The sequence below is a fragment of the Billgrantia aerodenitrificans genome, assembly GCF_021404405.1.
GTDB lineage: Bacteria > Pseudomonadota > Gammaproteobacteria > Pseudomonadales > Halomonadaceae > Halomonas > Halomonas aerodenitrificans.
This window is the reverse complement of sequence record NZ_JABFTV010000002.1, coordinates 551193-570003: the sequence shown is the minus strand read 5'-3', so window position 1 is coordinate 570003 and position 18811 is coordinate 551193. Positions and strand designations below refer to the sequence as shown.

At 64.0% G+C, this 18811-nt stretch carries 28 protein-coding genes; 20 read left to right on the top strand and 8 right to left on the bottom strand.

Translation table 11 applies throughout. From position 1 onward, the window contains the following. The first annotated feature begins 5 nt into the window (after positions 1-5). Entirely contained in the window at positions 6-449 is a 444-nt protein-coding gene (locus HOP59_RS05945) for a phage tail protein (RefSeq protein ID WP_234253160.1), read from the top strand. Further along, positions 446-1468 (top strand): contractile injection system protein, VgrG/Pvc8 family, encoded by a 1023-nt coding sequence (locus HOP59_RS05940; protein ID WP_234253159.1) that lies wholly within the window; start codon positions 446-448, stop codon positions 1466-1468. The genes HOP59_RS05945 and HOP59_RS05940 overlap by 4 nt, the downstream gene beginning before the upstream one ends. Before the next feature lie 200 nt (positions 1469-1668). Here HOP59_RS05940 and HOP59_RS05935 read toward each other — a convergent pair whose 3' ends face one another. The 5 genes from HOP59_RS05935 to HOP59_RS05915 all read right to left on the bottom strand — a co-directional run bounded on the left by HOP59_RS05935 (position 1669) and on the right by HOP59_RS05915 (position 4767). Next, positions 1669-2010: a hypothetical protein gene (locus HOP59_RS05935; protein ID WP_234253158.1), complete on the bottom strand. Its 342-nt coding sequence runs from the start codon at positions 2008-2010 to the stop codon at positions 1669-1671. 30 nt (positions 2011-2040) lie between these two features. Continuing rightward, positions 2041-2391 (bottom strand): S24/S26 family peptidase, encoded by a 351-nt coding sequence (locus HOP59_RS05930; protein ID WP_234253157.1) that lies wholly within the window; start codon positions 2389-2391, stop codon positions 2041-2043. 12 nt (positions 2392-2403) lie between these two features. Further along, positions 2404-3264 carry a BRCT domain-containing protein gene (locus HOP59_RS05925; RefSeq protein ID WP_234253156.1) on the bottom strand — a complete coding sequence of 287 codons (861 nt, stop codon included), beginning with the start codon at positions 3262-3264 and terminating at the stop codon, positions 2404-2406. Between the two features lie 134 nt (positions 3265-3398). Then, on the bottom strand, positions 3399-4106 hold the full coding sequence (locus HOP59_RS05920; protein WP_234253155.1) for an XRE family transcriptional regulator: 708 nt from the start codon (positions 4104-4106) through the stop codon (positions 3399-3401). 124 nt (positions 4107-4230) lie between these two features. Then, entirely contained in the window at positions 4231-4767 is a 537-nt protein-coding gene (locus HOP59_RS05915) for a hypothetical protein (RefSeq protein WP_234253154.1), read from the bottom strand. 45 nt (positions 4768-4812) lie between these two features. On the opposite strand from HOP59_RS05915, the gene HOP59_RS05910 reads away from it, so the two are divergent. The 18 genes from HOP59_RS05910 (at position 4813) to bioA (ending at position 15076) form a co-directional block, all read left to right on the top strand. Beyond that, the gene (locus tag HOP59_RS05910; protein ID WP_234253153.1) at positions 4813-5037 is read left to right on the top strand and encodes a DNA-binding protein; all 225 of its coding nucleotides are present in this window, start codon (positions 4813-4815) and stop codon (positions 5035-5037) included. A 30-nt stretch (positions 5038-5067) separates the two neighbouring features. Continuing rightward, on the top strand, positions 5068-5601 hold the full coding sequence (locus HOP59_RS05905; RefSeq protein WP_234253152.1) for a BRO-N domain-containing protein: 534 nt from the start codon (positions 5068-5070) through the stop codon (positions 5599-5601). 34 nt (positions 5602-5635) lie between these two features. Continuing rightward, on the top strand, positions 5636-5839 hold the full coding sequence (locus tag HOP59_RS05900) for a hypothetical protein (RefSeq protein WP_234253151.1): 204 nt from the start codon (positions 5636-5638) through the stop codon (positions 5837-5839). Between the two features lie 37 nt (positions 5840-5876). Then, complete coding sequence (locus HOP59_RS05895) at positions 5877-6065, top strand: hypothetical protein (protein ID WP_234253150.1); 189 nt, start codon at positions 5877-5879, stop codon at positions 6063-6065. Then, a complete protein-coding gene (locus tag HOP59_RS05890) occupies positions 6062-6310 on the top strand; it encodes an ogr/Delta-like zinc finger family protein (RefSeq protein WP_234253149.1) in 249 nt (82 codons plus the stop codon). The genes HOP59_RS05895 and HOP59_RS05890 overlap by 4 nt, the downstream gene beginning before the upstream one ends. Before the next feature lie 31 nt (positions 6311-6341). Then, positions 6342-6752 carry a hypothetical protein gene (locus HOP59_RS05885; protein WP_234253148.1) on the top strand — a complete coding sequence of 137 codons (411 nt, stop codon included), beginning with the start codon at positions 6342-6344 and terminating at the stop codon, positions 6750-6752. A gap of 35 nt (positions 6753-6787) precedes the next feature. Beyond that, the gene (locus tag HOP59_RS05880) at positions 6788-9457 is read left to right on the top strand and encodes a toprim domain-containing protein (RefSeq protein ID WP_234253147.1); all 2670 of its coding nucleotides are present in this window, start codon (positions 6788-6790) and stop codon (positions 9455-9457) included. Positions 9458-9474: 17 nt separating this feature from the next. Further along, positions 9475-9795: a phage antirepressor KilAC domain-containing protein gene (locus tag HOP59_RS05875; protein WP_234253146.1), complete on the top strand. Its 321-nt coding sequence runs from the start codon at positions 9475-9477 to the stop codon at positions 9793-9795. 2 nt (positions 9796-9797) lie between these two features. After that, positions 9798-10082, top strand: a complete 285-nt coding sequence (locus HOP59_RS05870) for a hypothetical protein (RefSeq protein ID WP_234253145.1) — start codon at positions 9798-9800, stop codon at positions 10080-10082. A 3-nt stretch (positions 10083-10085) separates the two neighbouring features. Then, the gene (locus HOP59_RS05865) at positions 10086-10478 is read left to right on the top strand and encodes a DUF7673 family protein (RefSeq protein ID WP_234253144.1); all 393 of its coding nucleotides are present in this window, start codon (positions 10086-10088) and stop codon (positions 10476-10478) included. Positions 10479-10480: 2 nt separating this feature from the next. Then, on the top strand, positions 10481-10693 hold the full coding sequence (locus HOP59_RS05860) for a hypothetical protein (protein WP_234253143.1): 213 nt from the start codon (positions 10481-10483) through the stop codon (positions 10691-10693). Next, positions 10686-10904, top strand: a complete 219-nt coding sequence (locus HOP59_RS05855; protein ID WP_234253142.1) for a TraR/DksA C4-type zinc finger protein — start codon at positions 10686-10688, stop codon at positions 10902-10904. Before HOP59_RS05860 ends, HOP59_RS05855 begins: the two co-directional genes overlap by 8 nt. An 18-nt stretch (positions 10905-10922) precedes the next feature. Then, positions 10923-11159 carry a hypothetical protein gene (locus HOP59_RS05850; protein ID WP_234253141.1) on the top strand — a complete coding sequence of 79 codons (237 nt, stop codon included), beginning with the start codon at positions 10923-10925 and terminating at the stop codon, positions 11157-11159. Then, positions 11156-11338 (top strand): hypothetical protein, encoded by a 183-nt coding sequence (locus HOP59_RS05845; RefSeq protein ID WP_234253140.1) that lies wholly within the window; start codon positions 11156-11158, stop codon positions 11336-11338. The genes HOP59_RS05850 and HOP59_RS05845 overlap by 4 nt, the downstream gene beginning before the upstream one ends. Next, on the top strand, positions 11335-11895 hold the full coding sequence (locus tag HOP59_RS05840; protein WP_234253139.1) for a hypothetical protein: 561 nt from the start codon (positions 11335-11337) through the stop codon (positions 11893-11895). Before HOP59_RS05845 ends, HOP59_RS05840 begins: the two co-directional genes overlap by 4 nt. Then, positions 11892-12191, top strand: coding sequence for a hypothetical protein (locus HOP59_RS05835; RefSeq protein ID WP_234253138.1), 300 nt, complete (start codon positions 11892-11894; stop codon positions 12189-12191). The genes HOP59_RS05840 and HOP59_RS05835 overlap by 4 nt, the downstream gene beginning before the upstream one ends. 132 nt (positions 12192-12323) lie before the next feature. Then, a complete protein-coding gene (locus tag HOP59_RS05830) occupies positions 12324-13481 on the top strand; it encodes an Arm DNA-binding domain-containing protein (RefSeq protein ID WP_234253137.1) in 1158 nt (385 codons plus the stop codon). A gap of 326 nt (positions 13482-13807) precedes the next feature. Next, positions 13808-15076, top strand: coding sequence for an adenosylmethionine--8-amino-7-oxononanoate transaminase (bioA, locus tag HOP59_RS05825; RefSeq protein ID WP_010629135.1), 1269 nt, complete (start codon positions 13808-13810; stop codon positions 15074-15076). A gap of 110 nt (positions 15077-15186) precedes the next feature. On the opposite strand, the gene lpxC is transcribed toward bioA, so the two are convergent. The 3 genes from lpxC to ftsA form a co-directional block, all read right to left on the bottom strand. Next, a complete protein-coding gene (lpxC, locus tag HOP59_RS05820) occupies positions 15187-16098 on the bottom strand; it encodes a UDP-3-O-acyl-N-acetylglucosamine deacetylase (protein ID WP_010629136.1) in 912 nt (303 codons plus the stop codon). Positions 16099-16210: 112 nt separating this feature from the next. Then, positions 16211-17380 carry a cell division protein FtsZ gene (ftsZ, locus tag HOP59_RS05815; protein ID WP_010629137.1) on the bottom strand — a complete coding sequence of 390 codons (1170 nt, stop codon included), beginning with the start codon at positions 17378-17380 and terminating at the stop codon, positions 16211-16213. Positions 17381-17413: 33 nt separating this feature from the next. After that, positions 17414-18697: a cell division protein FtsA gene (gene ftsA, locus HOP59_RS05810; RefSeq protein WP_010629138.1), complete on the bottom strand. Its 1284-nt coding sequence runs from the start codon at positions 18695-18697 to the stop codon at positions 17414-17416. Positions 18698-18811: the final 114 nt, after the last annotated feature.

Here is an 18811-nt window from a genome sequence, read left to right as displayed (position 1 = left end):
CAACCATGATGATGACCTACGGCCTGTTCGTGTTCCGCCTGGGTACGGTGCCCTACCAGGAGCTGCAGCGGCAGACCGACTGGCGCCACCCGGGGCAGAGCCGCGTGGGCGCCCGGCCGGCGCGCCAGTTTCTCGGCCCAGGGGAAGACACCATCACGCTCACCGGTACCCTGCTGCCCGAATTCACCGGCGGCCAGCGGCACCTGGACGAGCTGCGCCGCATGGCGGGCGACGGCAAGGCCTGGCCGCTGATCGAGGGTACCGGCAAGAACTACGGCCTGTTTGTGCTTGAGTCGCTCAACGAGCGCAAGAGCAAGTTCTTCCGCGATGGCGCCGCCGGCCAGATCGACTTCGACATGACGCTGCAGCGCATCGACGACGACGATCACGAGCGCCTCGCCGTGCTGGATGCCGCCACCCTGCGCCTGGTGCGGGGGATGTTCGCATGAGCCGCCGGCCCGACTACCGCCTCACCCTGCAGGGGCAAACGCTCCATCCTGAGCTGCGCGCCCGCCTCGGCCGGCTGCGCCTGACCGATCGCCGTGGCATGGAAGCCGACCAGCTCGACCTCACCCTCTCCGACCACGACGGCCGCCTCGCCCTGCCGCCCCGCGGTGCCGAGCTGACCCTTGCCATCGGCTGGCATGGGGAAGGCCTTGTCGAACGCGGTACGTACATCGTCGACGAGGTGGAGCACAGCGGCAGCCCCGACCAGGTGAGCATCCGCGCCCGCAGCGCCGACATGCGCGGCGACCTGCCCGGCAAGCGCAGCCGCAGTTGGGACGATCTCACCCTCGAGCAGATCATCGAGACCATCGCCGGCCAGCACGAGCTCGAGCCCGTCATCGGCCAGAGCTACCTCGGCGCCCTGGTCGAGCATATCGACCAGACCGAAGAGTCGGATCTCCATTTCCTCACCCGCCTGGCCGAACGCTTCGATGCGGTGGCCACCGTGAAGGCCAGGCGCCTGCTGTTCGTCGCTGCCGGCCAGGCGCTCACCGCTAGCGGCCTCGAGATCCCCACGCTCACCCTCACCCGCCGCGACGGCGACCAGCACCGCTACACCAGCACCGATCGCGACAGCTACAGCGGCGTGATCGCCCAGTGGCACGATCCCACCGACGCCAGGGTTCACGACGTCATCGCCGGTACCGACGAGAACCCCAAACGCCTGCGCCCCAGCTACGCCAGCCAGGCCGATGCCCTGGCCGCCGCCACCAGCGAATGGCAGCGCATCCAGCGCGGCCACGCCGAGTTCACCTTGCAGCTGGCCGAAGGTGACCCACGCCTGATGCCGGAAACCCCGGTACGCCTGCGCGGCTGGAAGGCAGAGATCGACGCCACGCCCTGGATCGTCACCGAAGTGACCCACGAGCTGGGCGATGGCGGCTTCACCAGCAGCGTGCAGCTGGAAGTGCGCAATCAGGAAGGCGGCGCTACGCGAAATCTGGAGGAAGACGAAGGGTGAAGGGTCTGGATTTGGCGTAGCGCGCCCATGAAAAAGCCCCGCTCGTCCTGAGCAGGGCTTTTGGAATGGCGCCTCTTTTCATCCTTGGCGACCGCGGCGAATCGATCGCATCGCGAAGCGTCTTCACCAAGTTATCAGCCTGCCGCGGGCACCGATATGGCATATGGCTTACACGGATGTAGGAAAAAGCCGATCCTGACCTACTTGATATCCAGCTGCTTGCTGATGCCGTCCCAGACCGCCAGCACCCGGCCGCCGCGGTTGATCACGTTGGCAGTGCGCAGCACGTTGCCCGGCCCTGCTACCAGGCACTGGAAAGTCTCGACCATGCCCAGGCGGGTGCCGAAGTCGAGCTGATCCCAAACGCCCTCATCCACGGCAAATGACATGGTGCCGTTGATATTGCCAGCGCCGAGAATGATCTCATGCTCCTCCGCCTGCTCCCACTTGGTGAGTGCGTCGTCTTGGTCGCAGGCCATCGCCGTGGTCGATACCGCCAGCATCAGGGCAGCCAAAGCCGCAGCTGCAGTCAATCGTTTCATGGTTGTCTCTCCCCCTTCCCTTGCGTTGTATCAGGCCGTCGCCTGTTGTCTTAAGTGCTGGATGACGACGCCGCGGCAGTCGCTCGCCTTGGCAAAGTGGCCTCGGCCACCGCATGCCGGCATCAGCCGATGACCACCGCCGATCCGGTGGCTGCGAAACAGCCGGTACTGGCTTTCGATCTCCACCACCACTAGGTCGGCATGCTCCACGGGGCGCGCCTCATCCACCACCAGCACATCGCCCTCGATGATACCGCCGTCGACCCCAGCCTCGTCGCTCACTTCGACCAGGTAGCAGCTGGCTGGCAGCCGCTGGGGTTCAAGCCCATCAAACGCCGGGTGCTCGGCAAGCTGGCAGGGGCCCAAGTAATTCACTTTCATCACCCCTCTCCATCAGCTTGGCACCACGCCGGTATCCAGAAAATCCAAGAACTCCGTTTCACTCATCACGACAACCCCTTTTGCCTTGGCCTCTGCCAGTTTGCTCGGCCCGGCATTGGGGCCGGCACAGAGGAAATCGAGGTTCTGGGTGACACTCTTTCGCACCTTCATGCCTTCCGACTCGGCCTCGCCCTCCAGCTCTTCTCTGGCTTCAGCATCAAAACCGGTAAACAGGATTTCCAGCGGGCGGCTCTTGGCCCGGCGGGGAGTCGCCGTAGCCACCGATGGACTATTGAGCAGATGTTCCCCCTCGAGGAAACAGGCGATGCGATCCCGACGAAAGGTGCGAAGCTCTCCCCGGTCAACACAGAAGCCCTTGATGTAGCGCCCCGAGGCGCTCCAGTTGGCCACCTCTCGCGTGCTGAGATTTCCCTCGGCGTCCTCATACTGAAAGCGCAGATTGCCGGAGCGGACCGGCGTGCGGGAGTTAGGCGGTGCAGGCTGTCGTGATGCAGGCTTGGGCGGTGCCGGAGTGGCTGGCGGCGCTGGCTGTGATGACGGCGGTGGCAATTCTGCGGTAGCGAGACGACGTTTGGCAGCCCTTCTGGAAACCCACAGAATCAGGAGCACCGGCAAGGCAAACAGCAACCCGCCGAATATTTCCGCACTCCTCGAGGTCTCGCCCTCTTGCCAGGGAACACCAAGCAGGCCGCCCAGCATCATCCCAGCACCCAACATGGCAAAGGGGAAGAGCAGGAAGCCGGCCGTATGCCGCCACCACCAGGGCCGGCCATTGGTCTTCATGGAGCGAGCCAGGGCCCACCAGCCCGCCACGCCGAGCGAAAGCCCGCCGATAGTTACTAGGTTCTCCATTGTCATTCCCTTGCGTACATGCCCCCTCTGGGGCGGTTCTTTTGGGCGGTCTTTGCCGCCTCGCTTATCGTCAGAGGGTCCGCCAGGCGCCCGCCTGGCTCTGTGGCATTACTGCATTGTTGCAATAATGCCGGTCACGAAATTCTCCCTATTCTCACCTCACAGCGCCCCAGGATCTCTACCTCGCGCATCTGCTCGGGCTTGATCATCTCGGGCTGGTAGTGCTCGTTATCGCTGATCAGGTAGAGCGCGCCGCCGGCAAGGCGCTGCACGCGCTTGATGCGCCGCTCGCCGCTCACTGTCAGCAGAAACACCCCTTCCTGCCGAATGTCCCGGTTGGCCAGGTCCACCAGCACCCAGTCACCGTCGGCCAGGGTGCTCTCCATCGAATCCCCGCGCACCTTGATGCCTGCTACCTGGGTGGGCTGAATGCCCAGGGCCTGCAGCTGCGCCTCGGGGAAGTAGATATGCCCCTCGATCCGCTCGCCTTCGAGGTCCCGGCCGGCGCCGGCGGCACCCTCGACGTCGTAGAGCTTCACCTCGGCCAGACCAGGGCCGGGTGTGCCGGCAACTGCCACATCAGCAGAGCCGTTAATCAACTGGGCAGCCTGACCTTCGTTTGGACCACCAGAGGTCGAACGGATACCAGTTACAACGAACTGAATGTCGACCCCGAGCTTGGAAAGCTTTTCGAGATAGCTCGTGTCGGGGTTTCTCTTGCCTCGCTCGTAATTCGATTGAGCAAATTTCTTTACCCCACCAGCCTCGCCAAAAGCCTCTTGTGACAGGCCCAGCCGGGTTCTTTCCAGCCGAAGCCGCTCACCTAAGTTGGTCGATTGCACAATCAAACCCTTGACAGTTGTTCATTCGAATACCATCATCTGAGCAACACACGATTGAACACAGGTTAACACTATGGCCGCTCAACCTCTCGGGATTCGCCGCATCCTATGGAAAGCCCACTCGCTAGGGCCTTCCGTAGCGTTCTGCCAACGCCAACTGCAGTTGGCCCATCTCGTTCTGCACATCCCTCATCTCGGGGGTGGCAGGGATTTCTCCATACTGATCGGCCAAATCGCCTTCATTGAGCAGTGCGGTGAGGCGCTCCGCCAACTGGATGAAGCGCCTGATACGCGGGTCGTTAACCAAAGGCTTTCTGACGTTATCCACCTGTCGGCCTTCGTAACGGCGGTTCGGATCAGGAAGAAAGAGAATCTTGCGCAAGGGGATCGGCCGAGGAGTGAGGTCCACGAGATCCCCATTCGGGTTACGCCAAACGGTGTGGAACTCGGCCTCGATCATGACTTTTCGCCACTCGAAGATCGCCCAGCCCAGCACCTGTTCTCCGCCAAAACGCGCCACCTGCTCTGGAACGATGCTGAAACATTCCATTGTTGGAGCACCCGGCAGCGGTTCGTGCCTGACATGGCGCGGCTCGCTTCCACGGACCACGTCCCAGCAGAAGCGACGCACATAGGGTTCTCGAATTCCGGGAACTCGCATTAACACTCCCTCAAACAAGCACGCAAACCAACACAGGTTAACACAATGCCTCTTACCCGTGAGCAAGCCCGCCAGGCGCTCGATCAACGCGGTATCAGCATCGCCGAGTTCAGCCGCGCCCACGGCCTCAACCCCAACCTCGTCAGTGACCTGCTGGCCGGCCGCAAGAAGGGCCGCCGCGGCGAGGCCCATCGTGCCGCCGTGCTGCTCGGCATCAAGGACGGTGTCGTCACCGACGTCGACGACTTCCCGCCCAAGCCCAACGACTGAGCCCCGGTTCGCCCGAGCAGGAGAAACCTCATGCAAGAGATGCAACCCCTCGCCACCCCGTTCCTGTTCCAGCAGGCCGAAGTGCGCACCGCCACCGACGACCAGGGCGAAGCCTGGTTCTGTGCCAAGGACGTCTTCGACGCCTTGGGCATCAGTTGGAAAGGCGGAGCTGGTCTCCGAAACCTGCCGGAAACCTGGAAGGTGGTCCTGTATCTCCGGACCAGCTACGGCACCAAGGAGACGTACTTCATCTCCGAAGCGGCCGTTTATCGGACCACCTTCCGCTCTAACAAGCCCGAAGCCATCGAGTTCGCCAACTGGGTCTGCAGCGAAGTGCTGCCGGCGATCCGCAAGCAGGGCTTCTTCGGCCATGTGCCGCAGAAGGATCGCCTGGCCTTCTCCCGCCAGATCACCGCCATTACCCGCGACCTGATGCGTTGCCGCAACGCTTTTCAGCAGTCGGTGCTGCTCGGCGAGCTGCGCGATCTCTACCGGCTGGTGGGCAAGCCGCTGCCCGGGCTGAGCCTGATCGGCCAGCAGCCGGACCAGATCCCTTTGCTGTAACCCGTTTCGTGACCGCTGCAGAAGGACATTTGCCATGTACCAGGACCCCAAACGCGTTCGAACCAAGAAGACCGTCTACCTCGACCAGTACGAGGAAGGCGTGATCATCGCCTTGGCCAACTACCTGGGCGTGCCCAAGGCCGAGGTCATGCGCGAAATGATGATGAAGGAAGCGCGTGAGGTGCTCGGCGTCGATCTCGCTGGCCTCACGCCAAGCATCACCGATCAAGCCAGCTGAACGGAGCCCCTACATCCACCGTGCATCCGAGGTGCTCATGCCGGAACAACCCATGGAGCTCGATCAGCAGATGAAGGCGGTGCTGGATGCCGTCTGCCAGCAGCAGGGGCTGGAAACCCGCGAGCAGGCCGCCGAGTGGCTGCTGCGCCGGCGCATTCGCCGCGGCGCCCAGGGCCTCACCGGCCGCGGCCGGGCTCTCTACGAAGTGAAACGAGGAAACCAGTGACGCATTCCCGACGCCTCTCGTGCCCCCACTGCGGCAGCTCCATGCGCATCCGCAACTCGGTGGGCATCACGCCGGTGTACCGCGAGGCCTGGGTACATTGCAGCGACGAGGTGGGGTGCGGCTTCCGCGCCAAGATGGGCATGGAGCTGATCCACACCACCTGCCCCAGTGCCAAGCCGAACCCGGATGTACAGCTGCCGCCGGCGCCTTCCCTGCTGGCCCAGCTGATGAACGAAGCCAACTGATAACCACACGGTACGCAGGAGCAACATCACCATGACCAAGATCACGCCCATCACCGCCGCCGCCCAGTCCCGCGCCGTGGTCCACCAACTGGACCCGCAGAACCTCGCCATCGGCTGGATGTTCCGCTGCGGCCACCAGCTCGACCGCGTCACCGCCATCGAGGAGCTGACGGTGTACCTGATGAGCGAGCTGGAGCTCCCCGAGCACGTCGCCGAAATCCAGGCGCTGCAGGCCTACGCCGAAACCTCGAGCGCCAACCAGCTGGCCCACATCGATGTCGATGCCACCACGGCCCACCTGGTGGTCATGCGCACTGCCGGCGGTCGCCCCGTGGCCTTCACCGCCGAAGACCTGATGCACGTGCTCTCTCGCGCTCGTGAAGAAGGCAAGGCCCGCGTGGTGAACAGCACCACCCGCACGCCGATCGTCATCCAGCAGTAACCCTCTCTTCCACGTCACGGCATAGGAGGCTCAGCGTGAATTCATCGCTGCGCCAAGACATCCTCGCGCGCCTACTGCGCGATTTCGACGCCCAGGAGCGCGGGCCGTACCTGCAGAAGGTGCGCTGCCCGGGCTGCGGCAAGCGCGAGGCTTTCATCAAGGCCGAAGAGCCGTGGATGCTGAAGTGTGGCCGGGAGAACCAGTGCGGTGAGCAGGTGCACGTGAAGAGCCTGTTCCCCGAGCTGTTCGAGTCGTGGAGCGAGCGCTACGCGCCAAAGCCGAATGAGAAACCCAGCAGCCAAACACCGGTGGCAGACGGCTACCTGCGTGACGGCCGCGGCTTCGAGCTCGAGCGCATCCAGGGCTGGTATACCCAGGAAAGCTACTGGCGTCAGGACGTCGGCGGTACCGCCACAGTGCGCTTCACCCTGCCCGGCGGCGCCTACTGGGAGCGCCTGCTCGACAAGCCCGAGCGCTTCGGCAAGCAGAAGGCCAACTTCGTCGGCCGCTACAAGGGCCAGTGGTGGTGCCCGCCGGCGCTCTCCCTCGAGGACCTGGTCGAGGCCGGCGAGGTGTGGATCGTTGAGGGCATCTTCGACGCCATCGCGCTCTATCACCACGGCATCGCCGCCGTCTCGGCGATGAGCTGCTCCAACTACCCCGAGAACGCCCTCGAGCAGCTGAGCGATGCCGCGCACAAGGCTGGGACCGCCCGCCCCAACCTGGTGTGGGCGCTGGACGGCAACCGCGCCGGCCAGAACGCCACCGAAAAGCACGTGAAGCGCGCCCGCGCCGCCGGCTGGGAGTGCAAGGCCGCGCAGATTCCCGGCGGCGGCCGTCACGACTGGAACGACTGTCACCAGCGCGGCGAGCTCACCGAGAAGCACCTCGAGACCTATCGCTATCATGGCGACCTGCTGCTCGCGCCTACGGCCATGGCCAAGGCGCTCATCATCTACCGCCGCACCGAGCGCCGCGAGTGCTGGTTCGAGTTCAAGCGGCAACTTTGGTGGTGGAAGCTGGACGTCGACGCCTACGACCGTGCAGTGCGTGCCGAAGGCGCCGATGGCGGTGATCAGATGCAGATCGATCCGGCCATTCGTGACGCCGCCCTCGAGCAGGCAGGCAGCGTGAAGCGGATCTGCACCTGCTACCCCACGGCGCTCTACTACCAGGCCAACAGCGTCACCGACGAGAGCTGGTACTACTACCGCGTCGAGTTTCCCGGCGGCCAGCCGCCGGTGAAGAACACCTTCAGCGGTGGCCAGCTGGCCAGCGCCTCGGAATTCAAGAAGCGCCTGCTGGGCGTGGCCCCCGGCGCGGTGTGGACCGGTACCAGCCAGCAGCTGGACACCCTGCTGCAGGACCAGATCGGCAACATCAAGACGGTCGAGACCATCGATTTCATCGGCTACAGCAAGGAACACGGCGCCTACGTGTTCGGCGACCTGGCCGTGGCCGGCGGCAAGCTGCACAAGATCAACAGCGAGGACTTCTTCGAGCTCGGCCCGCGCAAGCAGCTCAAGACCCTGAGCCAGTCCGTCACCCTGCAGCTCAATGCCGATCGCAAGGCCTACCGCACCGACTGGACCGGCCAACTCTACGGCGCCTTCGGCCTACGCGGCGTGGTGGCCACCGCCTATTGGCTGGGCAGCCTGCTCGCCGAGCAGATCCGCAGCGAGATGGGCAGCTTCCCCTTCCTCGAGATCGTCGGCGAGGCCGGCGCGGGCAAGTCCACGCTGATCGAGTTCCTGTGGAAGCTGGTCGGCCGGCGCGACTACGAAGGCTTCGACCCCAGCAAGGCGACCATGCCGGCGCGCAGCCGCAACTTCGCCCAGGTGAGCAACCTGCCGGTGGTGCTGATCGAGTCCGATCGCGAGCAGGAAGGCGGCACCAAGCAAAAGCAGTTCGACTGGGACGAACTCAAGACCGCCTTCAACGGCCGCAGCATCCGCGCCCGCGGCGTGAAGAACAGCGGCAACGACACTTACGAACCGCCCTTCCGCGGCTCCATCGTCATCAGCCAGAACGCCCCGGTGCAGGCCGGCGAGGCGATCCAGACCCGTATCTGCCACCTGATGTTCACCCGCGAGGGCCAGAGCCGCCAGACCAAGGAGCTGGCCGAGGCGCTCGAGAAAACCGAGCTCGAGCACGTGAGTCAGTTCGCCCTGGACGTCGCCCAGCGGGAAGCCGCCCTGCTCGAGTTGATCACCACGAACGCCCGGACCTACGCCAACCGCCTCGCCGAAGACCCCGAGATCAAGGTGCTGCGTATCGCCAAGTGCCACGGCCAGCTGATGGCCCTGCTCGACTGCCTCGGCCCCGAGGGGCTCGGCCTGTTCGAGGCCCAGGTGATCGAGATGGCCGCCGGCTACGTGCGCCAGATGGCCCGCGAGCGGCAGCAGGCGATCAACGCCGACCACCCTCTCGTGCAGGACTTCTGGGAAGCCTACGACTACCTCGAAGGCCTCTCCGAGGAGCCGATGCTCAACCACTACGGCAAGGGCGCCGCGCAGATCGCCATCAACCTCAAAGACTTCGAGCGCCGCTGTGCCGACTACAAGCTGCGCGTGCCTGAGATGCGAGAGCTGAAGCGCTACCTGCGTGCCAGCAAGACCCGCAAGTTCATCGACGCCAACCGCACCGTTCGCAGCCAGATCCGCCTGGGCGGCACGAGCGTGAAGTGTTGGGTTTTCCAGGCCTGAGCAAGGAGACCGTCGCCATGAGCCACCGCACCTACACCCTCGACCAAGCCGCCGCCCTGCTCAACCTGGGCCGCAACGTCCTGGCCCGCCGACTGCGCGAGGCCGGCGTGCTCGGCGCCGACAACCTGCCGGCCGGCCCCTACCGCGGCCGCGTGGAGCTGGTGATCGTCGCCACCGGCACCTACCGGCACCCCATTGCCGGCTGGACCCACTACGGCCGCACCGAATTCACCGACGCCGGGCTCGACCACATCGCCACCAAGCTCGGCATCGAACTCGCCCGCCTGCCGCACCCCAGCAGCCGGCGCGCACAACCACCGCACCATGCAAGGAGCTGATTATGAGTGATTACGACTGCAACACCTGTGGAAAGAAGCGTCGTCCCGATCTGAGCCAGATTCGGGAAGGTGACAAGGTCTCGTTTGTTACTGCAACCCAACGCGGTCGCTCTATTCGAATATCGACCAAGGAGGGAAAGGTACTTCAAGTACTTGATGAAACCCTATCCATCGAAAGCCGGAAAAAGCTGTACAGGGTCAACAAGGGCGACGCCACTCCCCAGGGCGCTCCCAGCCCACTCACATATGCCCTATGTGGCACTTGCGACTGTCAGGCGGAGGGCTGAGCCATGCAGACCCGTATGCCAAACCTCAGCCAGCGCCTCAGCGAGCGCAACCGCGAAGCCCTGGAAGCGATGCTGGCCCAGGAGGCCGCCACCGAGCAGCGCCTCGAGGACCTCGAGCAGCGCGGCCCCTTCGCCCTGCAACGCCTCGTCGAGGTGGCCAACGGCCACACCGGCCAGAGCCACCACTGCCGGCGCATTCTGCTCGCCGTCTACAACGGCAGTGAATGGCCCCTCGATCTCACCCGCCTGCGCGTGATCGACCGCGATCTGCAGCGCGCCGCCTTCACCGTGATCGAGTGGTCTGCCTACACCGGGCGGGAGCTCCACGAGTACCTGGACGACGGCGACAAGCTGATGCGCCGCTTCTGGCTCATCGAAACCGGAGGAAAGGAATGATCATGGCCACCACACAGACGAACACCAGGCCGCCCCGCGGCATCCTGCAGGACGCCGGCGAGCTCGCCGTCGCCAGCGATCGCACCGGCAATACCCGCCACCGCTACGCCATGGTGGTCTCGTTCAACACCGAGGACGAGCTGCGCCAGGCCATCGAAGCCCACCAGTGCCGGTACCAGGACAGCCAAGCCATCCAGGAGGCCCGTCATGGCTGACAACGCAGATATCGCCACCGAACTGATGGAACGCCGGCTTGCCGGCGCCCTGGCCAGCCGCCAGCGGCCCTCGAGGATCGTCATCCTCGACCCCGAGTGTGAGGACTGCGGATATGAAATCCCCGCCGCCCGCCGACAAGCCGCGCCCTGGGCAACTACCTGCATCGAATGCCAGGGCATCCGCGAGCAGCGCGCCGCCCAGCGGCGCTGAGGCACAAGGAGAACTGCCATGCATCCAACCACCGTGAACCGCATCAGTGCTCTGCTGAACACCAGCGCGACCGACGCCGGCGTCGACCTCAAGCTCATGCTGCAGCGGCAAGGCCCGATCGAAACGCTCGAGGTCTGCGTCGCCGCGCTCGACCGCATTGAGGCCTGCGGCTACGAGAAGATCAGCCACCGGAAGGCCCTGGCTACCACTGCTCGTGCCGCACTCAAGCAACTGGAACGAGGGCCGCAGTCATGAGAGAGCCAGTTTCTCACCTGCGAGCCGAAGGCCAGCAAGGCGTGAGCGCTTGCGGCCGAGAGATCGACGAGTTTCTGCTCGGCGACAGCTCGGAAGACATCGAATGCGGCAAGTGCCGGCGTACCGCCTACTTCAGGCGCGTGCACCTGGAGGAGTTCGGAGAGGAGCCAGACCAATGAATAAGACCTACCAGGAGCTATGCGACGAGGTCCTGCAGCTGCGAGAGCAGCTGCAAGCCACCCAGGAGACCACTCTCGCGGCCCGCGTCGATTACCTCGAGGCGCGGTTGGCAAGTGCTGATGAGCGAGCGCGCCGACTGCGCAACCTCGAGGCCCAGCTTCAGGGCGAGGTCAACGAGTTGGAGGGGCGAGTTCTGGAGCTCGAAATAGATAACGAAGCAATGAAGGGCGCCCTACGCCCTTTCGCCCAGGCCTGGCTGCTCAGACAACCCAGGCTGGACGGCAGCCGAATAGCCAACGAGCGCCGCCTTGAGCGCGCTCTCGAGGGGTTTTGGTCAACTGGGCCGGGCGACGAACGCTTCGTGCTGACTGGCCAGCACCTGAAAGATGCGCATGATGCCCTGGCTACCCTCGCGAGTGAGCAGTGCGATCAGAAGGAAGCGCAAGGTTGCCAGGCCTGCAATTCAACGCCGGGCCAGTTCCATGCCCCCGAGTGTCCCGCAGTCGATGCCTTCACTGCCGGCCGCATCTCAAGCAAGGAAGGGGGTGCTGCATGACAGAACAGCCGAAAGGCGGGCGCCTCGCCCGCCAGGCGGCGATGCTCTGCCAGGACCCCGCGTTCCGGCTCTACCTGGATCGCCGCCGGCGGCACAAGCACGGCTTGAGCGAAAGTCAGCTGCCCGACGGCACCCACAACCAGGACGACGCCCGGGACTGGCTCTGCCAGGCCTGCTGCATCGAGAGCCGCGCCGAGCTGGACCACAATCCCCAGGCCGCCGAGACTTTCGAGGGCATTCGCCAGCGCTATATCAATTGGCGGTACCGCACTCAACCTACCCTTCCAAGTTACTGATTTTATTGCCGCCCACTGCGGGCGGCTCGCTCAAAAAGGGCGATAACGGTATAAATCAGTCAACTTTTCAGGTGCTATCGTGTTGACTCGTGTTTTTCCTTACACTGTGGCCTCTAACGCTGCGAGGGCGATATGGCAGGCTTCGAGGTTCACCGCGGCAAGCTCCGCGTCTATTTCCAGTACCAGGGTGAGAAGTGCCGGGAACCGTTCGGACCTGACACGCCCGAGAACCGCGAGCGGGCCAAGGGCTTCGCCCAGGTGCTCGACTACGAGCTGACCTCGGGCACCTTCGACTACGCCCGACACTTCCCCAGCAGCCGGCGCGTGGCCCGCAACACCTTCGGCCACTACCTCGAGGCCTGGCTCAAGAGCAAGGAGCGGGAGGTCGCCGCCTCGTCGATCCGCAGCTACCGGAACAAGTCCAATAAGCACTTGAAGCCCAAGTGGGCGCACCGGCAGATCCACACCATCGAGCATACCGAGATCCGCGAATGGATCGCCGAAGAGCTCAACTACCTGGCAAGCAAGACCATCAAGGAAGTGGTGGCCATCTTCTCCCAGGTGTTCGAGCTCTACGTTGCCAGCGTGAAGGCAACCTACAACCCGGCTGCCGGCATCATCGTCAAGCTGCCCGATGCCCAGGATCCCGACCCGTTCACTCTGGCCGAGATCGAGAAGATTTCTTCTACCCCAACCCACCGGCCGCAGCCGATGAACCTGATGCGCTACGCGATCTGGGACGGTCCCCGCCTGAGCGAAGCGATCGCGCTGTGCTGGGAGGATGTCGAGGACCTGGAGAACGGCATGGTGCGGTACCGCCATGCCCTGGTCGAAGGTGGCTGGAAGGTGACCAAGACCAAGCGATCGAGCCGCCGGCATCGCCTGCTGAAGCCAGCCCGCGAGGCGCTGCTCGAGCAGCACAAGCTAACTGGTGACCTGCCGCCGATCAGCGTGGAGATCGTCGACCGCGACAATCGTACCAAGCGGAAGCACAAGGTCCGGCCGGTATTCCTCAATGACCAGGGGCGCCCCTTCTCGGGGGACCAGGCGGTCAGGGAGAAGTTCTGGCGCGCACACCTCAAGCTTGCCGGCGTGCGGTACCGAGGCCCGGGCAACGCCCGGCATACCTTCATCAGCCAGATGCTCTCCACCGGCCTGGTCCCCATTCACTGGATCGCAGACCACGTGGGCCACAGCAGCATCCAGATGATCCAGCAGCGCTACGGCAAGTGGATCCACGCCGACGGACCGGACATTCACCAAGCCGTCGAGAAGCTGCTCGACCTGTAGCCAGTCCCCACCCCGGTCCCCATACAGCCATTTCAGGAACCATACATAATGCAAGTTACTGTTTGGGAACAACAAAATAGTGTGGAAAGACGAGGGTTCAAGTCTCCCCATCCGCACCATCTCGGCTCGCCCTCTTCAAGCCGTGTGACACTTCTCGTTTTTACCCTTGCCGTTTTTGTCCTTGCCGCTTTTGCCGTTGCAAGGTACACCGCAACCTGCGTGGCTGCCGTTACGGCGCGCATGACGCTGCCGATTCGCTGCGCCCGCTCCATGCTCAGGCGTCAGCTCATTGCTCAACTTACCGCCCAACCTTCCCGGAGGCGCTGATGGCTTCCCCCGTCTGGCATCCCTATGCCCATCTGCTCACCCAGGCTACCGCACCCAAGGTCGTCGGCGGCGAGGGGCCGCGCTTCTTCCTCGAAGGCGGCGAGACGCTGCTCGACGCCACCTGCTCCTGGTGGTGCATGATCCATGGCTACTCGCATCCGCGCCTGGTGGCCGCCATCAAGGAGCAGGCAGATATCTTGTGCCACGTAATGCTGGGCGGGCTCACCCACGAACCCGCCGACAGGCTGGCCCGCGAGCTGGTGAGGATCACGCCGCCCGGACTCGAGCACGTGTTCTTCTCCGACAGCGGCTCGGTGGGCATGGAAGTGGCGATGAAGATGGCCGTGCAGTATCACCACCTGCGTGGCAAACCCGAAAAGCACCGCATGCTGTCGTTGATGCAGGCCTACCACGGCGATACCAGCGGCTGCATGGCGGTGTGTGACCCCGAGGAGGGCATGCACAGCCTGTTTTCCGGCTACCTGCCCCGCCACCACTTCGCACCCGCGCCACAAGCCCCTTACGACGCCGGACCCGACGAGGTGGCGAGGGACCTGGCCGCCCTGCGCAGCGTACTCGAGCGGCATCACGGAGAGATCGCCGCGCTGCTGATGGAGCCGCTGCTGCAAGCCGCCGGTGGCCTCAACATGACCTCGCCGCTCTACCTGACCGGCGCACGGCAGCTGTGCGACGAGTTCGACGTGCTGCTGGTGTTCGACGAGGTGGCCACCGGCTTCGGCCGCACCGGCAAGCTGTTTGCCGCCGACCATGCCGGGGTGACGCCGGACATCATGGTGCTCTCCAAGGGCCTGACCGGCGGCTATCTGGGCCATGCGGCCACCCTGGCCACCGACCGGGTGCATGACGCCTTCATCGGCGAGTCGCCGCTGCACGCCTTCATGCACGGCCCCACCTTCATGGGCAACCCGCTGGCCTGCCGCGTCGCCCTGGAGAGCCTCGCCGTGTTCGAGGAAGAGCGCTACCTGGACAAGATCGCCGGCCTCAATCGCGTGCTTCGCGAGGAGCTGCTGGAGGATGAAGCACTGCGCCGGCATCCCGACGTCGACGACGTGCGCGTGCTCGGCGCCACCGCCGTCATCGAGGTGAAGGATGGCAGCCGACTGCAGGGCGTTGCGGCATTCGCCCGCCGCCAAGGGGTCTGGCTGCGCCCGTTCGGACGCTGGCTCTACACCATGCCCGCCTATGTCACGCCCGAGGTGGACATGCGTCAGATCACGGGCACGATGAAGGGCTGGTTTCTGAAGTGACGGCGTCTCCGGGCTGAAAGGCGTTCCTGAGCTGAGAGACGCTGCCCCGAAAACGACGGCGCCGCCCGAAGGCGGCGCCGTTGCCATGAGCGGTCGCGGCAGATTGAGAATCAGGCCATGGCCGGCTGCGCATAGGAGATGGGCGCCAGCTCGCGCTCCTTCTCGAAGGTGACGATCTCGTAGGCATCGGGCTGGGCCAGCAGGGCGCGACACAGCTGGTTGTTCAGCGCGTGGCCCGACTTCACGCCACGGAACTCGCCGATCAGGCTATAGCCCAGCAGGTAGAGATCGCCGATGGCGTCGAGCACCTTGTGCTTGACGAACTCGTCCTCATAGCGCAGCCCACCCTCGTTCACGATGCGGTAGTCGTCGACCACGATGGCGTTGTCGAGGCTGCCGCCCAGGGCGAGATTGTTCGAGCGCAGATATTCGAGATCGCGCATGAAGCCGAAGGTCCTGGCCCGGGAGACTTCCTTGACGAAGGAGGTCGTGGAGAAGTCCACCACCGCGGTCTGCTTCTGGTCCTCGAAGACCGGGTGATCGAACTCGATGGCGAAGGAGACCTTGAAGCCCTGGTGCGGCAGGAAGCGCGCTTCCTTGCCGTTCTCCTGGACCACCACCTCCCGCTTGATGCGGATGAATTTCTTCGGCGCTTCCTGCTCGGCGATACCGGCCGACTGGATCAGGAACACGAAGGGACCGGCACTGCCGTCCATGATCGGCACTTCAGGAGCGCTGATATCGACATAGGCGTTGTCGATGCCCAGGCCGGCAAGCGCCGACATGAGATGCTCCACGGTAGCGACCTTGACCTCGTCGCGCGAGAGCGCAGTGCACAGGGTGGTGTCGGTAACCAGAGTGGCGCTGGCCGGCACCTGGACTTCGGGATCCAGGTCCGTACGCACGAACACGATACCCGTGTTTACCGGTGCAGGGCGCAAGGTCAGGTAGACCTTCTTGCCTGAATGGAGGCCGACGCCGGTGGCGCGGATAGTGTTCTGCAGGGTGCGTTGTCTGATCATGGGCAGTAGCCAGGCCGTTGTTAGGTTATCAAACACCGTTCACTATAACACCGAACGATTGTTTCAACAAAAAAACATCTCCTGGCCCTGCCTAAGCCTGCAATAGCTTTTCTCAATCGGCCTGTCGACGCAGGAAGGCCGGAATGTCCAGGTAATCGTCCAGCTCCTGAGGGGAGCGCCTCCGCTCCGGCTGCGGCTTGGCGGCCTCCTGGGGCTCGGCCTTGGCCACGGCGCTCTGCTGACGCATGGCCGGCTGCGCACGCTGACGATACTCGCTGCCTTCGTTGCGCTTGGCAGCCTGTGCCGCTGCCGCCTTGACCTGACGGCCTTCCAGCCCGGCAGCCACCACGGTGACCCGCAGCTCGTCGGTCATGTCCATGTCGATGGAAGTGCCCACGACGATGGTGGCGTCCTGAGAAGCGAACTCCTGCACCGTGGCACCGACATCGTTGAACTCACCGATCGACAGATCGGGGCCGGCGGTGATGTTGACCAGGATACCGCGTGCACCGTGGAGATCGATGTCCTCCAGAAGCGGGCTGCGGATGGCCTTCTCGGCCGCCTCACGGGCACGGTTCTCGCCGGTGGCGCCACCGGTACCCATCATCGCCATGCCCATTTCCGACATCACGGTACGCACGTCTGCGAAGTCGACGTTGATGATGCCGGGGCTGGTGATCAGCTCGGCAATGCCCTGAACGGCACCCAGCAGCACGTCGTTGGCAGCGCTGAAAGCGGTCAGCAGGCTGGCGTTCTTGCCCAGCACGGAGAGCAGCTTCTCGTTGGGAATGGTGATCAGCGAGTCGACGTGCTCCGACAGCTCCTTCATGCCCTCTTCGGCCACGCGCATGCGCTTCGGCCCCTCGAAGGGGAACGGGCGGGTGACCACGGCCACGGTGAGGATACCCAGTTCCTTGGCCACCTGAGCCACCACAGGCGCGCCGCCAGTACCGGTACCACCACCCATGCCGGCGGTGATGAAGACCATATCGGCGCCGCTGATGAGTTCGGCGATACGCTCGCGATCCTCCATCGCTGCTTGACGGCCGACGTCCGGATTGGCACCGGCACCCAGCCCCTTGGTGATCTCGTTGCCGAGCTGGAGCACGGTCTTGGCGGCCACCCGCTTGAGCGCCTGAGCGTCAGTATTGGCGCAGATGAACTCGACGCCTTCGATGTTGCTCTCGACCATGTGATTGACGGCGTTACCGCCGCCACCGCCAACGCCCACGACCTTGATGACCGCACTGCTCGAGGGTGCGCTATCTACCAGTTCGAACATAAGCCCCGTCTCCTGGACCGCGCCGCGGCCCTGTCAGAAATTTCCTTTCAACCAGCCCTTGAGTTTTGCCAGCGCCGGAATCCCTTCCCATCCTCCACGCTGAGAGACGTCATCACGCCTGGGTGGCGCAGCCACCACCCTGCCCTCGCGGCCATGCCCGTGCCTGGCCTCCTGAAGGGCGTAATGTAGCAAACCAACACCGGTGGAATAAATCGGATTGCGCACGACATCAGCGAGACCGCGCACATTGTGCGGGCAGGCGATGCGAACCGGCATGTGGAATATCTCCTCGGCCAGCTCGACGACCCCCTCCATGCGCGACGTGCCACCGGTGAGTACCACGCCAGCCGCCACCAGGTCTTCGTAGCCGCTGCGCCGCAGTTCATCGCGAATCAGCGTGAACAGCTCTTCGTAGCGAGGCTCCACGACTTCGGCCAGGGCCTGGCGCGACAGATCGCGGGAAGGACGATCGCCCACGCTCGGCACCTTGATCATTTCGTCGCTGGCAGCCAGTTGGGTGAGTGCGCAGGCGTACTTGACCTTGATCTCTTCGGCATATTGGGTCGGCGTACGCAGTGCCATGGCAATGTCGTTGGTCACCTGGTCGCCGGCAATGGGGATCACCGCCGTGTGGCGAATGGCGCCTTCGGTGAAAACGGCAATATCGGTGGTACCACCGCCGATATCGACCATGCAAACGCCGAGCTCACGCTCGTCCTCGGTCAGTACCGCCATGCTCGAAGCAAGCTGCTCGAGGATGATGGCATCGACTTCGAGGCCGCAGCGCCGCACGCATTTATCGATGTTCTGCACCGCATTGAGCGCCGCCGTGACGAGATGAACGCGCGCTTCGAGGCGTACACCGGACATGCCCAGCGGCTCACGAATGCCACCCTGGGTGTCGATGGAGAACTCCTGCGGCAGCACGTGCAGCACACGCTGTCCCTCGGAGATGGCCCGTGCTCGCGCTGAATCGATGACGCGCTCGATATCGGCGGGCATCACTTCGCGCTCTTTAATCGCCACCACACCATCGGAATTCATCGAGCTGATATGACTGCCCGCCACCCCCACATACACCGAATGGATGTCGCACCCGGCCATCAACTCGGCCTCTTCCACGGCGCGCTGGATCGACTGAACCGTCGACTCGATGTTGATCACCACACCTTTTTTCATGCCGCGCGAAGGGTGCGACCCGATGCCAGCGATCTCGATGCCGCCGTCATCGGTAGGCTGTCCGACGATGGCCACTACCTTGGATGTTCCGATATCCAGCCCGACTACCATGTTGGATGAATTGGAAGTGACTGCCATGTGCCGGAGTGTCTCCTGAAACTTGACTCGCTGGGTATCCCATTATTCTGATAAATGGTCATTGCGCCCATTATAGAAACAACTGGCGTTAAACCACCAGTCCATTGCAAAAAA

Coding starts and splice junctions, on each gene's coding strand:
- HOP59_RS05870 (WP_234253145.1), top strand. CDS start 9,798: ATGAGTGATTACGACTGCAACACCTGTGGAAAGAAGCGTCGTCCCGAT.
- ftsZ (WP_010629137.1), bottom strand. CDS start 17,380: ATGTTCGAACTGGTAGATAGCGCACCCTCGAGCAGTGCGGTCATCAAG.
- bioA (WP_010629135.1), top strand. CDS start 13,808: ATGGCTTCCCCCGTCTGGCATCCCTATGCCCATCTGCTCACCCAGGCT.
- HOP59_RS05885 (WP_234253148.1), top strand. CDS start 6,342: ATGACCAAGATCACGCCCATCACCGCCGCCGCCCAGTCCCGCGCCGTG.
- HOP59_RS05925 (WP_234253156.1), bottom strand. CDS start 3,264: ATGGAGAACCTAGTAACTATCGGCGGGCTTTCGCTCGGCGTGGCGGGC.
- HOP59_RS05855 (WP_234253142.1), top strand. CDS start 10,686: ATGGCTGACAACGCAGATATCGCCACCGAACTGATGGAACGCCGGCTT.
- HOP59_RS05845 (WP_234253140.1), top strand. CDS start 11,156: ATGAGAGAGCCAGTTTCTCACCTGCGAGCCGAAGGCCAGCAAGGCGTG.
- HOP59_RS05895 (WP_234253150.1), top strand. CDS start 5,877: ATGCCGGAACAACCCATGGAGCTCGATCAGCAGATGAAGGCGGTGCTG.
- HOP59_RS05835 (WP_234253138.1), top strand. CDS start 11,892: ATGACAGAACAGCCGAAAGGCGGGCGCCTCGCCCGCCAGGCGGCGATG.
- HOP59_RS05945 (WP_234253160.1), top strand. CDS start 6: ATGATGATGACCTACGGCCTGTTCGTGTTCCGCCTGGGTACGGTGCCC.
- HOP59_RS05830 (WP_234253137.1), top strand. CDS start 12,324: ATGGCAGGCTTCGAGGTTCACCGCGGCAAGCTCCGCGTCTATTTCCAG.
- HOP59_RS05935 (WP_234253158.1), bottom strand. CDS start 2,010: ATGAAACGATTGACTGCAGCTGCGGCTTTGGCTGCCCTGATGCTGGCG.
- HOP59_RS05900 (WP_234253151.1), top strand. CDS start 5,636: ATGTACCAGGACCCCAAACGCGTTCGAACCAAGAAGACCGTCTACCTC.
- HOP59_RS05915 (WP_234253154.1), bottom strand. CDS start 4,767: ATGCGAGTTCCCGGAATTCGAGAACCCTATGTGCGTCGCTTCTGCTGG.
- HOP59_RS05840 (WP_234253139.1), top strand. CDS start 11,335: ATGAATAAGACCTACCAGGAGCTATGCGACGAGGTCCTGCAGCTGCGA.
- HOP59_RS05865 (WP_234253144.1), top strand. CDS start 10,086: ATGCAGACCCGTATGCCAAACCTCAGCCAGCGCCTCAGCGAGCGCAAC.
- ftsA (WP_010629138.1), bottom strand. CDS start 18,697: ATGGCAGTCACTTCCAATTCATCCAACATGGTAGTCGGGCTGGATATC.
- HOP59_RS05860 (WP_234253143.1), top strand. CDS start 10,481: ATGGCCACCACACAGACGAACACCAGGCCGCCCCGCGGCATCCTGCAG.
- HOP59_RS05850 (WP_234253141.1), top strand. CDS start 10,923: ATGCATCCAACCACCGTGAACCGCATCAGTGCTCTGCTGAACACCAGC.
- lpxC (WP_010629136.1), bottom strand. CDS start 16,098: ATGATCAGACAACGCACCCTGCAGAACACTATCCGCGCCACCGGCGTC.
- HOP59_RS05905 (WP_234253152.1), top strand. CDS start 5,068: ATGCAAGAGATGCAACCCCTCGCCACCCCGTTCCTGTTCCAGCAGGCC.
- HOP59_RS05875 (WP_234253146.1), top strand. CDS start 9,475: ATGAGCCACCGCACCTACACCCTCGACCAAGCCGCCGCCCTGCTCAAC.
- HOP59_RS05910 (WP_234253153.1), top strand. CDS start 4,813: ATGCCTCTTACCCGTGAGCAAGCCCGCCAGGCGCTCGATCAACGCGGT.
- HOP59_RS05940 (WP_234253159.1), top strand. CDS start 446: ATGAGCCGCCGGCCCGACTACCGCCTCACCCTGCAGGGGCAAACGCTC.
- HOP59_RS05930 (WP_234253157.1), bottom strand. CDS start 2,391: ATGAAAGTGAATTACTTGGGCCCCTGCCAGCTTGCCGAGCACCCGGCG.